A 13208-nucleotide genomic window follows, 5' to 3' on the forward strand; every position below is an offset into this window, starting at 1 on the left:
TCTCCTTTTCTAGTCCAGAGAGATACCTGTTGGTGTTTGCTGACGACGTTGCATCCTTTCTTCATGTCGGAAAGGTATGACACAAACAATAGGTTTTCCCTCTTCCTTCAATTAACTTGTCGTCATAGCTGCATACATTCTAATAAGTACTTCACGTGATAGATACATGATCATGATGACTTATGAATGTGCGATGTACAAATTTGAGTGTATTCGTATTACTTTTGTGACGCCTTTTAAAATGGACCTCACCCCCTTTAGGGTTTTAGTCTCATTATAAAGAAGGCTACTGAACAAATTCTGAACAATTCTAGGATTATCGCTTATATAGCCCTAAAATTTTCTATATATTTTCCATTTTATTTATTTTTATACAACAGCAAAAAACAGTGAAAATTACTCAAACAGAGTACTTTCACTGTTTTCCACCATTGTTATATTGGAATATCATTCAATTTTTATACATAAGAAATTTTTTATTTAATTTCTTCCATTTCCCTGCAGCAAGGTTAATATTTGTTTTTTTATAATAGAGTGGGTACTGTTATCCTCTAAGAAATCTAGTGGGAAATATACTTTATGGTCCCGCTTCATGCGCCCAGAAATAGAATCCACAATAATAGATTCACGAGATAGCTCCCGTAGTTCTCCGTTTTTCATTTCTAAGAAAATAGGAACGCGTACTTCTTCCTCTCCAGGTCGATAGAAATCATAAGGTAAATCCGCCGTCGTATCATGAACAAGATAATATTCTGGATTTAAATCAGCTTGCTTGAAAAGCTCTTGTAGTTTTTGATATTTGTCTAACTCCACACCTGGATCTAAATCGATGTATTGGAACAGCTTTCGGTTGACAAAGCGACGACTTAAATCACTTAATATTGCATCTTCCTCTTGCATCCAAAGTTGAAAATATGTAAAAAGAATACTCTCATCTAATGCAAGATAGTCCTCAAGCGTAATGGAGTTGCGGAAAAATGCTAAAAAGTGTGTAGGCTCATGCTTAAACTGGTAGCCATCCAAGCTTAATTGTTTCGCCCGCTTTAAAATATTATTTAATACAACCTCTGCACTGCGAGATACTGGATGGAAGTAAATTTGTAAGTACATTTGATAGCGGCTCATGATATAATCCTCGACCGCATGCATACCAGTCTCCTTAATCACCACCTGATTTTTCCGTGGACGCATCACCCTTAATATTCGTTCCATATCAAAATGGCCATAGCTTACGCCAGTAAAATAAGCATCTCGCTGTAAGTAATCCATCCGATCTGCGTCAATTTGACTTGATATTAAACTAACGACTTGCTTATTCGGATATGTTTTTTCAATAACTTGTGATACTTTCTCAGGGAAATCAGCAGATACTTTTTTTAATACTGCATTCACTTCCGTATCACCGAGTAAAATTTGCCTTGTATAAAATTCATGGTCAAGCTCAAAGACATTTTCAAAAGCATGTGAAAATGGCCCGTGCCCTAAATCATGTAATAGGGCTGCACAAAGCACTAGCAGTCGTTCGCCTTCATCCCACTCAGGACGGCCTACAAATATATCATCTACTATACGACGTACAATTTCGTAAACGCCAAGTGAATGACTAAAGCGGCTATGCTCAGCTCCATGGAATACTAAAAACGTAGTACCAAGTTGGCGAATTCGACGTAATCGCTGAAATTCTCTGGTACCAACTAAATCCCATATCACTTGATCCCGTACATGCACATAGCGATGCACTGGGTCCTTAAATACTTTTTCCTCTTGTAATTTAGCTTTTGCATAATGTGTCATCTGTACAGCACCCCCGTTTCATATTTGTTCTATTATATGCGATAAATGGAGGACTAGCATACATAATTCACTTTAATTAAAGATACTATCAACCAAACTCGATGTATTCTTGTCTAATTTTAGGATTCTATTGACCTAATTTTCAAGAGATGAAGCGAACGTGAATCTTTCCGTCACTCTGGCTCTTCTTTCCGCTACTTCGATGATTCTATCCGTCACTTTTGCTCTTCCATCCGTCATCTCGAGGACTTTCCGTCGCTCCGGCTCTTCCTTCCGTCACTTCGATGATTCTATCCGTCACTCTGGCTCTTCTTTCCGCTACTTCGAAGGTTCTATCCGTCGCTTTAGCTCTTCCATCCGTCATCTCGAGAACTATCCGTCGCTCTGGCTCTTCTTTCCATCACTTCAATGATTCTATCCGTCGCTTTAGCTCTTCTTTCCGTCATCTCAAGGACTATCCTTCGCTCTGACTCTTCTTTCCGTCACTCCAATGATTCTATCCGTCGCTCTAATTCTTCCATCCGTCATCTCGAGGACTATCCTTCGCTCTGGCTCTTCTTTCCGTCACTCCAATGATTCTTTCCGTCACTCTAATTCTTCCATCCGTCATCTCGAGGACTATCCTTCGCTCTGGCTCTTCTTTCCGTCACTCCAATGATTCTATCCGTCACTCTAATTCTTCCATCCGTCATCTCGAGGACTATCCATCGTTCTGGCTCTTCTTTCCGTCACTTCAATGATTCTATCCGTCGCTTTAGCTCTTCTTTCCGTCATCTCAAGGACTATCCGTCGCTCTAATTCTTCCATCGTCATCTCGAGGACTTTCCGTCGCTTTAGCTCTTCCATCCGTCATCTCAAGGATTTTCCGTCGCTCTAACACCTCTATACATTGATATTAAAAATGCACAAAAAACAAAAACTATCTCCAACAAGTGAAGATAGCATTTTGTGTTATTTATTTCTTTAACTTTGCTAAAACCTTTTCCATTAGTTCTTCTTCTGTTAATGCAGCAACAGGGCGGCTATTTACAAAGGTAAATGTTTTTTTACGTCCTGGGCCACAATAGGAATGACAGCCAATTTCGATGGTTGCATCAGGATCGATTTCCTTTAATTTTGGAATTAACGTTTTTAAGTTAACGGCCTGACATTCATCGCAAACTTTAAATTCGTTTGCCATTTTGTCAACAACCCTTTCTATATAGTATTTTTTCAGACAAAATCGTTTCTATTGAACGTATGACCTTCACATATTTAAGTATGTAGCATACGTACAAACCTACATCGGGTATTGTATCGCACTTTTCCCCTTGTATTCAAGCATAATTCCTTCCACATAGATGAATAAAAGGTTAAAAGATTGGTCATGCTAGTTGTAAATAATTAAGTTCCAAATAAAGGTGGGAGGATTTTTATATGAGTAAACTAAGACAAGATGCTTGGTTAGAAGAAAATGATGAATTATTAGCAGAGGCGGTCATTCGCCATGTAACGGAAGGTAGTACACAGTTAAATGCCTTCGAAGAGGCTGGAGATGCTTTGAACCGTACTGCAGCTGCCTGTGGTTTTCGATGGAATGCTGTTGTTCGCAAAGAATATGAGGAACAATTAACAGAAGCGAAAAAAGAAAGAAAAGAGAGAATGCGAGTGTTAGGTGCTCCAGCAAGACGTCGCGCTTCTAGTATGTTTACGGTAAATAGTAGTGCTGCAGAGGGCAAATCGATTCCTCTATCTGCATTATCTCTTGATATTGTCATAGCCTATTTACTACGTTTACAGCACTCTGGTGAAATAGGGAATGAGTCTTCAAAATGGAGACAACTAGTACACGTAACATCTGAGAAAAATAAAAAACTAGAGAAGACCATTTCACAGCTAGAAGAGGAAAATCGAGCTATTCGAAAAGATTACGAGCAATTTGTCCAAATTATGAATCGTGCTAGACGATTAGTAACGCTAGATGAAGAGGAAGAACGAATTGCACCTGTATTCAAAATGGAGAAAAACGGAAATCTTGTTGTAAGTAGTTCAAACTATCAACAAGAAAACGGCGATGCGCTTAGTTAGTAGCATCGCTTTTTTCTTTGATCATTCATTCACTTTGGTTCAAGCATTTTTGTATTACGTTCTAAAATACGTTGTAAATAAAACGCATATAATGTTAGTTCTTCATCACGAAAAGACTGAAATCGAATTTCTTCTGTCATATTGTTAAGTAGCTGCTGTAATCGAATAACAACTGCCTCTACCGTTAATGTTGCATCAATAAGTTCAGATAATGATGCCATCACATTGGGGACGATGTTAGGATACGTAAATTTTGTTTCCTCTCCTCGTAAACCTTCCTCGTAAAAATCGCGAATTAGAGCCGCTCGTTCTGAACCGCTTCCTTCAATACATAAATAAATTTGCACTGCTACTCCTTGACGTAAACGTCTTTGAGAAATACCAGCAAATTTCTTTCCTTCAATACTTAAATCATAGGAGCCTGGGCAATAGGAGCCTACTATTTCATAGGCTTCAATTTTATCTGCCACTTCAGGGAATATTCCCTTTACTAGAGCTACCATTACATCATAGCCATCATCAATACTTAACGCTTGCGTTTGTTCAGATAAAACAATAGAAATATTAAGTACACCCTCATCAAGGACAACCGCTAATCCCCCAGAGTTACGTACAATCGGATGATAGCCACGTGTTTTGAGCAAGTCCATACCTTGCTGCACATATGGTAGACGGTGATCCTGAATACCAAGCACAACAGATGCATCATGCACCCATGTACGAATAGTTGGTGGAGAGGCTAATTGTCCAACAAGCTGACATAATGTATCGTCTGTTGCAAAGGATTCAAGTGGCGATCTTTGCTTCGCGCTAATGGATTGATCGTAAAAACGCCAAATCGGCTGTTGTAAAATACTTTTCATGATTGGTACTCCTCTATTTACATCTCTTCTCTTTAGAATACATTATCTATGGAAGGTGTCAAATTGGTGAAATACAATCATGAACTTAGGGATTTTGTACAAACTATGATAAACTAAAATTTGAATATTATTCACTTATAAAGGAGTGTTTTAAATAATGAATGAAGCAGCAATTACTTTAGATGGTTGGTACGCTTTACATGATTTTCGCTCAATCGACTGGGCTTCATGGAAACTAGTTTCTGCTGAAGAACGCCAAGCAGCAGTAGAAGAATTTATTGCTTATTTAGAAAAATTAAATGAAGCTGATATCGCAAAAACAGGTGCTCATGCCTTTTACGCAATCGTCGGTCAAAAAGCTGACTTTATGATTATGACATTACGTGAAACAATGGATGAACTACAAGAACTTGAAGCTGAATTTAATAAATTGGCGATTGCTGATTTTACAATTCCTACATATTCTTATGTATCTGTTGTTGAGCTTTCTAACTATTTAGCTGGCGAATCAAACGAAGACCCATACCAAAATCCACATGTACGTGCACGTCTATATCCAGAACTTTCACGTTCTAAGTATGTATGCTTCTATCCAATGGATAAGCGTCGTCAAGGTAATGATAACTGGTATATGCTTTCAATGGACGAACGTAAGTCATTAATGCGTTCTCACAGTATGATTGGTCGTGGCTATGCTGGTAAAGTGAAACAAATTATTTCTGGTTCTGTTGGCTTCGATGATCATGAATGGGGCGTAACTTTATTTGCAGACGACGTATTACAATTCAAAAAATTAGTATACGAAATGCGTTTCGATGAAGTATCTGCTCGCTACGGTGAATTCGGTGCATTCTTCGTTGGTAACCTTCTTGATAATGAAAAACTAGTGAAATTATTAACTGTCTAATACAACTATAAAAAATGCGAGTCCTACTAGTGGGCTCGCATTTTTAAAATTCGTTTTCTTCACTTGTCTCTGATTCCAATATCAAAATAATTGTATGAATAAAAAAACCAGTTAGAATCATTAGGAAAACTAAATACCAATTATAAGGTTGATGATAGTATTCTGCTATACCAGTGGCAATAAATGCACTTACAATAATTGCTACAAACATACCAAAAATACGCATTGTAACACTCCTTCATGAAAGCAAAAAATAATTTTCCATTTTAGTATGTCACAGTTTATTTTCAATATACTTGCAAAACATAAGATTCCGCCTCTTTTATAACAAAAATATAACAAAAAAATAAGAAAGCGTCACCCCACTACGATGACACTTTCTTATTTTCATTTGCCACAGGGTACTTCAAGATTTTTCATCCTTAACTTTTAAAATTAATATAATCGTATGAATAAAAAAACCCACAACGATTATTAAAATAAAGAGATACCAATGCAGTGGCTGTCCGTAAAAATCCCCCAGCAAAAATGCCAGTACAGCACTCAATAAAATTGCAATCCAAATCCCAATCTCCATCCGCTGTCACCTCACATGTATTCAATACACATGCAATTTCCTATCTCAGTTTTCCCACTAAATTTACTTATATTTTTTCTCTTCTCTATTTACCCGTTTTTATGGATCAAATATAAAAACTTGAGCATTTTAACGCTCTTTTACAGACTACTACTCGTTATTACTAGCATATGCTTAATCATTTTTAAATGTGATATCTTTCTCTTCAAAATTAACATGTCTACATCACCTCCATGCATATACTGTCTGCGAGGAGGAATGAAAATCGCTGTTATAAAGACGAATGATGCACAAACAGCTCTGCTCGCGAGGCTAATGCGCTCTGAGGCAGAGGGCGATGGAGACTTAGGAATGCTCATGGTCGGCAATGTTGGCGTCAATCGTGTACGAGCAGATTGTTTAGATTTTTCTGATATTAGAACAATTGAACAGATGGTTTTTCAGCGTCCAGGAGGTTTTGAAGCAACAACAAAGAGTTATTTTTATCAGCGAGCACGTGATCAAGACATTAGATTAGCCAGAAGAGTAATTCAAGGTGAAAGATTTCATCCAGCCACTCGTTCCCTATGGTTCTTCAGACCTCCAGGAGATTGTCCTGCACAATGGTACGGTCAGTGGAACACAGGAAGATTCAAAGCGCATTGCTTCTTCTCACCAACGGAAGAAGCTTGCCCTCAAATTTAAAAGGAAGAAGGTTGATAACTTATGATGCCATATTATTGGACACCAACAACGCAACAAATGACTCCTCCACCAGTAACAATTCCAAGCGGCGGACGCCCACCTGGACGTGAGGAATCCTATATTGAAAACATTTTTCGCTTGAATCGTGGAAAACCCGCTACATTCCATTTCTCTTTCGAGCATGCCATTGAGCAAGGGAAAAACACAAAAACTGTTCGGGGTGTTGTTGAAGCTGCTGGTCGAGATCATGTGATTATTCGTGAGCTTAAATCGAATCATCGTTTCCTATTCCCAATGATTTACTTTGATTTTGCTGAATATGATGAGGAAATGTCTTATTTTAATCAAAACCCATAATAGTAGAAGTAAAAAAAGTTCCTTACCACAAATATGATTGGCAGGAGTCTATATTCATTTAGATTAAAAAATTGACATGCTAGGAAGTGTCCTAGCATGCCAATTTTACTTTTCGAAACGGTAAACGCTTATTGATTTTCTTGTAAGTATTGTAATGTTGCTTTTCCTAATGTTTTGGCAGCTATCAACATTGCACGTTCATCAAAATCAAAACGTGCATGATGATGAGGATATGCCACTTCCCATTCTGGCTTTTTGGCACCTGTAAAGAAAAATGTACCTGGTACTTTCTCTAGGTAATACGCAAAGTCTTCACCAATCATAAATGGCGGGCACGTTATAATATTCTCTACTCCTGGTACATCTGCTGCAAGCTGTGCAATAAATTCTGTTTCTTTCACATGGTTATAAACAGGCGGATAACCTCTCGTATAACGGTACTCAAAGCTAGCGCCAAAAGCCAAACAAGTTGCATTCAATACAGCTTCAAGCTCTTGCTCCATCTGCTTACGCACTTGCTCCTCAAAAGTGCGGACGGTTCCAGCTAGTACCACCCGCTCAGCAATCACATTGAAAGGATTAATCGCCTCAAAATGACCAATCGTTAAAACAGCTGACTTCAAAGGATCTATGCGTCGAGAAATAAGTTGTTGAGCATTGACAACAAATTGTGAAGCAAGGGCGACAGCATCAATAGAATGATGCGGCTCCGCACCATGTCCACCTTTCCCTTGAATCATGATTTCCACTTTATCAGCTGCTGCCATGATTGCTCCATCTCTAACCAAAATATCCCCAAGTGGCGTCGGTGCCCATAAATGAGTTCCGAAAATAACATCTACTCCATCTAAGCAGCCATCCTCTATCATCGGCTTAGCTCCACCAGGTGCAAGTTCCTCCGCATGCTGATGAATAAATACCACATTACCTGAAATTTCATCCTTTATTGCATTGAGTGCCTTAGCGAGCCCAAGTAATGTTGCAGTATGACCATCATGTCCACATGCATGCATCTTTCCATCTATCTTTGACTTATAAGGGACATCATTTTCTTCATGAATGGCTAATGCATCAAAGTCAGCTCGCAATGCCACTGTTTTTCCTGGTTTTCCACCATGTAATATCGCAACTACACCACGTTCGCCTACATGCTCACGAACCTCATGTCCTAAAGCTCGATGAAAAGAAGCTACATATGCTGGTGTTTCAACTTCCTCAAAGGATAATTCTGGGTATTCATGTAGATGACGACGAATGGTAACCATTTCATCGTAATAATGATCTAATAATGTAAATAGCTTCTCCAATATCACATAGCCCCCTTTCCTATTTGTCGAACTCTTCTGGTAATAATAGTGTACTATAAATCCTTACAATAACAATAAGAATTAAAAACTAATATCCTATAGAAATTATATTGCAGACAAGGAGTTAAAATTCACATTATAGCAACAAAAACTCCCCCACATTTATAGTGAGAGAGTACTTTATTAATCTACTTCATTAAATTTTATTATCGAGCATGTTTTAGGGCAGATACGATAATTAGAATCCATCCTGCTAAAAACAGTACACCACCAATCGGTGTAATAGCACCTAGGATTTTAACGCCACTGATGGCCAGTACATATAAACTTCCTGAAAAGAAGACAATACCAAGATTAAAGAAAATTCCAGCCAAATTTAACTGCTTTACCTCTCCCAATAGTTTGGAGCTCATTAACAAGCCGATGATAAGTAATCCTGTGGCATGAAACATTTGGTACTGTACAGCTGTCTCCCAAATACCACGACCATAATCATCTAGAACTTCTTTTAAAGCATGTGCACCGAATGCACCGAATGCCACTGCTAAAAAACCGTGGAGTGCACCTGTCACAATAAATTTCTTCATATCATTTTCCCTACCTTTAATAATGATTAAAAATCAAAAATGGAATCACCATTCGCCCCATCTTCTTCTTCAATTTTTGCTGAGTATAAACTCGATTGCTTTGGCTCTGATACGAGCATTTGTGGTATATGTTTCGACTGTACTTTCGATATGCCTTCAGCTGAATCTAATACTACATCACATAATGCTCGAATCGCTGTTAAGGCTTCGCGAATTTGCTGTTCGTTTCCTGCATTTTTAACGCCAGATAATTGTTTTTCAAGTTGTTGAATAACGGCTTGATAAGGAATCATTGCATTCTCCCACTTTCTACTTTCGGCACAAATTTTAAACAGTCCGTGCCAGAGGATTGTTTAACGACAACGGAGGGTAGTTGCTTTGTTTTAAAGCCGTATGCTACACAGGCCCGTGGCGTTTGTGGGTCCCATGTCACTTTAAAATATTGACATTTGAAACAATTTACCTTCATCGTTGCCCCTCACTTTCTTCTATTATTAACTGTATCATGAATCTATAAGTGTATAAAGTAAACGATTTGTGCCAATCTACGCTAGAGACCAATCAATCGGCTGCTCTCCCCATTCTATTAACTGTGCATTGATCTTCGAATACGGTTTACTGCCAAAAAAACCTCGATAGGCACTAAGCGGACTCGGATGGGGTGCTTCTAAAATGACATGAGGTGTTGGATATTTAGAAATTAATGTTTTTTTCCGCTGTGCTGGTTTGCCCCAAAGAACAAAAATAATTGGCTTTTCTCTTGATGCTAATTTATCAATGACAGCATCTGTAAATAGCTCCCACCCTTGTTCTTTATGGGAATTAGCCTGACCTGCTCGCACAGTTAAAACAGTATTCAATAACATAACACCCTGCTGTGCCCATTTTGTTAATGTGCCATCCCGAGGGATTGGGCAACCAAGATCATCCTGTAATTCTTGTAGCATATTGCGCAGGCTTGGTGGATGTGGAATACCAGGCTTTACCGAAAAGCTTAAGCCGTGTGCTTGGTTTGGACCATGGTATGGGTCTTGGCCTAAAATGACGATTTTTACATCATGATAAGCAGTTGTACAAAAAGCGTTCATGACGTCATTCATTGGTGGATAAATTGTATTTGTAGAATATTCATGTGCTACAAAGTGGCGTAGCTTTTTATAGTATGGTTTTTCTAATTCTTCTGTAAGTATTGTTTGCCAGTCATTCGGAAATACTTGTTTCATCGTACCATAAGCCCCTTTCTCTTCTTACAACGGTACAAAAAATTACTGGTGAATTCAAGCATCAGATCAATTATGCCTTGGCATAATTGCTTCCGGAACCGGCTTTGTGCTAGGAGGGACGATACGATGTTGGTCATTCAGGCTTTTTCACAGGATGTAAAGATCTTAGCCTAAGTTCCTCTATTCTAGCGGATGTTTGGACGCCCTTAGAAAAACTGACCTTGTAAAAATATCACGTTCTGACTATTTTTATAGAACCAGAATCAGACTATACTAATGGTAATTTTAAACTTTCATCTAATAAAGGAGATCTATTATATGGTTCTTAAAAAAACTTTAACAATTGCTGGTTCAGATACATCAGGCGGCGCAGGTATGCAAGCCGATCTTAAAACTTTCCAAGAACATGGCACATATGGCATGGTGGCCTTAACGGTTGTCGTAACAATGGATCCAAACGGTTGGACACATAATGTAACACCATTACCATCAGATCTTTTACAAAAACAAATCGATACGGCCCTTTCAACAGGCATTGATGCCATAAAAACCGGTATGCTTTCAACTGAGGAAATTATTCGTATTGCCGGTGATGCTATCGCAAAATCTGGCACGACAAATGTTGTTATTGATCCTGTAATGGTATGTAAGGGAGAAGATGAGGTGTTAAATCCTGGTAACACAGATGCGATGATTCAATATCTTTTACCATTAGCTGCAGTCACAACACCTAACCTGTTTGAGGCTGGACAATTAGCTAGTACTGGCACACCAAAGACAATCGAAGAGATGAAGACAGCAGCACGTAAAATTCATGAGCTAGGCGCTAAAGCTGTTGTGATTAAAGGCGGAAAAGCATTAGCTACAGAAAAAGCAACAGACTTATTCTTTGATGGTGAAAAATTCTACTTATTAGAATCTGAAAAAGTCGCTTCAACTCATAATCATGGAGCAGGCTGTACATTTGCTGCTTCAGTGACGGCAAACCTAGCAAACGGTCTTTCTGTGAGAGAGGCTGTTATTGAGGCAAAAGAATTCGTTTCAGCTGCAATCGCTCACGGTTGGGCATTAAATGATTATGTAGGACCAGTTATGCACGGTGCAAAATCCCGCTTTGGAGCACCACAAGTAACGGTGACAGAAATATAAAATGAAAAGGCATCTGATTAGCGCCTACTGCTAATCAGATGCCCCCTTTACATATAGTAGTTCTCCATCATTTCGAGCCGATAATCCCATGGATCATTCATCGAAATGAATTGGGCTAATGCCTTGCTTTCTTTTTTACGCTCTGCACGCGCCTTTGCTCGTTCAGAAGCTGTTTCATGTAGTTTAGTCTCTTCTACTGTTTCAGGAATAACGCGTGGAACTGGAGCTGGTTTATTATTTTCATCTAATGCGACAAAGGTTAATAATGCGGTTGCCGCTACCTTGCGTTCTCCTGTTTTCAAATCTTCTGAAATGACCTTTACGAAAACCTCCATTGAAGACGTTCCCGTCCATGCTACATAAGATTCAAAATAAACAGAGTCAGTCGGGCGAATAGGATGTAAGAAGTCGACAGAATCCGTTGAGGCTGTCACACAGTCTTTGCGACTATGTTTAGCAGCAGATATCGAGGCCACTTGGTCGATATCACTCATTAATCGACCGCCAAATAATGTATTATGATTATTAACATCGTTTGGAAAAACTCGACTTGTACGCATGACTCTTGATTCTTTACAATATTTAAAGCCCTTTTTCACATCAATTCCCCCTAAAATCAAAGTGTTTATTCCCACTATAATGCTCTATTTTTCTATAAAAATCAATTAAACTATTAGAAAATTACAAATTCTTAACTTAAGAACGTAGAGAATGATTGCTCCAAATTCAAATAGCATAGGACAAGATACGCTACTACTTCATATGCCATATATTAGCTGTATATGGGAGGGAGAAAAATGAAAAAACGTAGACAACAACAAAACACAAATGAAGAAGCAAGCTTCCTAGGCGGTGAAGAAGCAGGTCTCCTAGGTGAAGACACAGGTATCTTAAATGGAGATATAACCTCTACCAAAGTAGAATTAATATCTTCAATGGTTTTAACAATAGGGTATTCATTAGCAACCCTCTCCACCATCTTAGCGTTGCAGGAAGAAGAGGAAAATGAACAAGCAAGAACATCAGACGTACAAAATCAAAATTTACAATTTAGACAAATGCATAAGCAACTACAAAATCTCAACAATCGCCTAGATTCCATTGAACGAAAACTCAACCGATATTAACAAATACATACCCCAAAAAACTACTATAAATAAAAAGCCACGCTTCTCCGTCATAAGAGAGAATCGCGGCTTTTTTACTATACTATGATAATGAACTTTCAGTCTTCTTTCCTTTCACAGCTACACATAATTTGTCGATGCAGAAGGAACGTCACTCTATTGTACCAAGATAGAATTCGTTATGTTAATCAATTATGCCCGGCATAATCGCGTCCGAAATCGGCTTTGTGCTCTTGCACAAAGCCGATTTCGTGACATCCGCCGGAGGCTTTAACTTCTTTCAACAGGTGTTTAGACACCCGCTGAAAAGTAGTCTAACCCCGCATTCATCTCACCCTATAGAGGTGAAGGCTTCTGCTGAAAGAAGTTAAATTCCCTTTTACATTTATGTGCTGTCTATTCGGCATTTTAGGAAGAAGACATGGTTACAGTATCTTTAGATTTGTGAAACCGTTACAATACAAAACGACACATTTTGTACAAAATTGTTTTCACACTCCTATATTGATACATTACAATAATTTTTTCAAGAATATTGCTTAAAAAGTCTTCATAGGTTTAATATG

19 protein-coding genes are annotated in these 13208 nt (G+C 38.4%); 6 read left to right on the forward strand and 13 right to left on the reverse strand.

Going from position 1 to position 13208, the window contains the following annotated elements:
* Window positions 1-480 precede the first annotated feature (480 nt).
* The 4 genes from ACIQXF_RS05220 to ACIQXF_RS05235 all read right to left on the reverse strand — a co-directional run bounded on the left by ACIQXF_RS05220 (window position 481) and on the right by ACIQXF_RS05235 (window position 2974).
* On the reverse strand, window positions 481-1794 hold the full coding sequence (locus ACIQXF_RS05220) for an HD domain-containing protein (protein WP_402779882.1): 1314 nt from the start codon (window positions 1792-1794) through the stop codon (window positions 481-483).
* 208 nt (window positions 1795-2002) lie between these two features.
* Complete coding sequence (locus ACIQXF_RS05225; RefSeq protein WP_402779884.1) at window positions 2003-2158, reverse strand: hypothetical protein; 156 nt, start codon at window positions 2156-2158, stop codon at window positions 2003-2005.
* 308 nt (window positions 2159-2466) lie between these two features.
* Entirely contained in the window at window positions 2467-2607 is a 141-nt protein-coding gene (locus ACIQXF_RS05230) for a hypothetical protein (RefSeq protein WP_402779886.1), read from the reverse strand.
* 142 nt (window positions 2608-2749) lie between these two features.
* Window positions 2750-2974, reverse strand: a complete 225-nt coding sequence (locus ACIQXF_RS05235; protein ID WP_049667962.1) for a YuzB family protein — start codon at window positions 2972-2974, stop codon at window positions 2750-2752.
* A gap of 236 nt (window positions 2975-3210) precedes the next feature.
* Between ACIQXF_RS05235 and ACIQXF_RS05240 the strand changes: the two genes are divergently transcribed.
* A complete protein-coding gene (locus ACIQXF_RS05240) occupies window positions 3211-3861 on the forward strand; it encodes an RsfA family transcriptional regulator (RefSeq protein ID WP_402779887.1) in 651 nt (216 codons plus the stop codon).
* 29 nt (window positions 3862-3890) lie between these two features.
* On the opposite strand, the gene lipL is transcribed toward ACIQXF_RS05240, so the two are convergent.
* On the reverse strand, window positions 3891-4724 hold the full coding sequence (gene lipL, locus ACIQXF_RS05245) for an octanoyl-[GcvH]:protein N-octanoyltransferase (protein WP_402779889.1): 834 nt from the start codon (window positions 4722-4724) through the stop codon (window positions 3891-3893).
* A 157-nt stretch (window positions 4725-4881) separates the two neighbouring features.
* Between lipL and hemQ the strand changes: the two genes are divergently transcribed.
* Window positions 4882-5631 carry a hydrogen peroxide-dependent heme synthase gene (gene hemQ / locus ACIQXF_RS05250; RefSeq protein WP_402779891.1) on the forward strand — a complete coding sequence of 250 codons (750 nt, stop codon included), beginning with the start codon at window positions 4882-4884 and terminating at the stop codon, window positions 5629-5631.
* A gap of 43 nt (window positions 5632-5674) precedes the next feature.
* On the opposite strand, the gene ACIQXF_RS05255 is transcribed toward hemQ, so the two are convergent.
* Complete coding sequence (locus ACIQXF_RS05255; protein WP_402779893.1) at window positions 5675-5857, reverse strand: hypothetical protein; 183 nt, start codon at window positions 5855-5857, stop codon at window positions 5675-5677.
* Window positions 5858-6037: 180 nt separating this feature from the next.
* Window positions 6038-6208, reverse strand: coding sequence for a hypothetical protein (locus tag ACIQXF_RS05260; protein WP_402779895.1), 171 nt, complete (start codon window positions 6206-6208; stop codon window positions 6038-6040).
* Window positions 6209-6466: 258 nt separating this feature from the next.
* Between ACIQXF_RS05260 and ACIQXF_RS05265 the strand changes: the two genes are divergently transcribed.
* A complete protein-coding gene (locus ACIQXF_RS05265; protein WP_402779897.1) occupies window positions 6467-6892 on the forward strand; it encodes a cell wall hydrolase in 426 nt (141 codons plus the stop codon).
* Between the two features lie 21 nt (window positions 6893-6913).
* Window positions 6914-7249, forward strand: a complete 336-nt coding sequence (gene gerQ / locus ACIQXF_RS05270; protein WP_402779899.1) for a spore coat protein GerQ — start codon at window positions 6914-6916, stop codon at window positions 7247-7249.
* 128 nt (window positions 7250-7377) lie between these two features.
* Here gerQ and ACIQXF_RS05275 read toward each other — a convergent pair whose 3' ends face one another.
* The 5 genes from ACIQXF_RS05275 to ACIQXF_RS05295 form a co-directional block, all read right to left on the reverse strand.
* Complete coding sequence (locus ACIQXF_RS05275; protein WP_402779901.1) at window positions 7378-8556, reverse strand: amidohydrolase; 1179 nt, start codon at window positions 8554-8556, stop codon at window positions 7378-7380.
* Window positions 8557-8762: 206 nt separating this feature from the next.
* Window positions 8763-9143, reverse strand: coding sequence for a DUF423 domain-containing protein (locus ACIQXF_RS05280; protein ID WP_402779903.1), 381 nt, complete (start codon window positions 9141-9143; stop codon window positions 8763-8765).
* A gap of 26 nt (window positions 9144-9169) precedes the next feature.
* Window positions 9170-9436, reverse strand: a complete 267-nt coding sequence (locus ACIQXF_RS05285) for a YwdI family protein (RefSeq protein WP_402779905.1) — start codon at window positions 9434-9436, stop codon at window positions 9170-9172.
* A complete protein-coding gene (locus ACIQXF_RS05290) occupies window positions 9433-9612 on the reverse strand; it encodes a uracil-DNA glycosylase (RefSeq protein ID WP_402779907.1) in 180 nt (59 codons plus the stop codon). Before ACIQXF_RS05290 ends, ACIQXF_RS05285 begins: the two co-directional genes overlap by 4 nt.
* Window positions 9613-9688: 76 nt before the next feature.
* A complete protein-coding gene (locus ACIQXF_RS05295; protein ID WP_402779909.1) occupies window positions 9689-10366 on the reverse strand; it encodes a uracil-DNA glycosylase in 678 nt (225 codons plus the stop codon).
* A 318-nt stretch (window positions 10367-10684) separates the two neighbouring features.
* Between ACIQXF_RS05295 and thiD the strand changes: the two genes are divergently transcribed.
* Window positions 10685-11515 carry a bifunctional hydroxymethylpyrimidine kinase/phosphomethylpyrimidine kinase gene (gene thiD, locus ACIQXF_RS05300; RefSeq protein ID WP_402779911.1) on the forward strand — a complete coding sequence of 277 codons (831 nt, stop codon included), beginning with the start codon at window positions 10685-10687 and terminating at the stop codon, window positions 11513-11515.
* 47 nt (window positions 11516-11562) lie between these two features.
* Here the strand turns inward: thiD and ACIQXF_RS05305 are convergent, their stop codons facing one another.
* Entirely contained in the window at window positions 11563-12114 is a 552-nt protein-coding gene (locus tag ACIQXF_RS05305; protein WP_402779913.1) for an acyl-CoA thioesterase, read from the reverse strand.
* Between the two features lie 198 nt (window positions 12115-12312).
* Here ACIQXF_RS05305 and ACIQXF_RS05310 point away from each other — a divergent pair, with 198 nt between their 5' ends.
* A complete protein-coding gene (locus ACIQXF_RS05310; protein WP_402779915.1) occupies window positions 12313-12642 on the forward strand; it encodes a hypothetical protein in 330 nt (109 codons plus the stop codon).
* Window positions 12643-13208 lie beyond the last annotated feature (566 nt).

The sequence above is a fragment of the Lysinibacillus sp. NPDC097231 genome, assembly GCF_044761885.1.
In the GTDB taxonomy this organism is placed as follows: domain Bacteria; phylum Bacillota; class Bacilli; order Bacillales_A; family Planococcaceae; genus Lysinibacillus.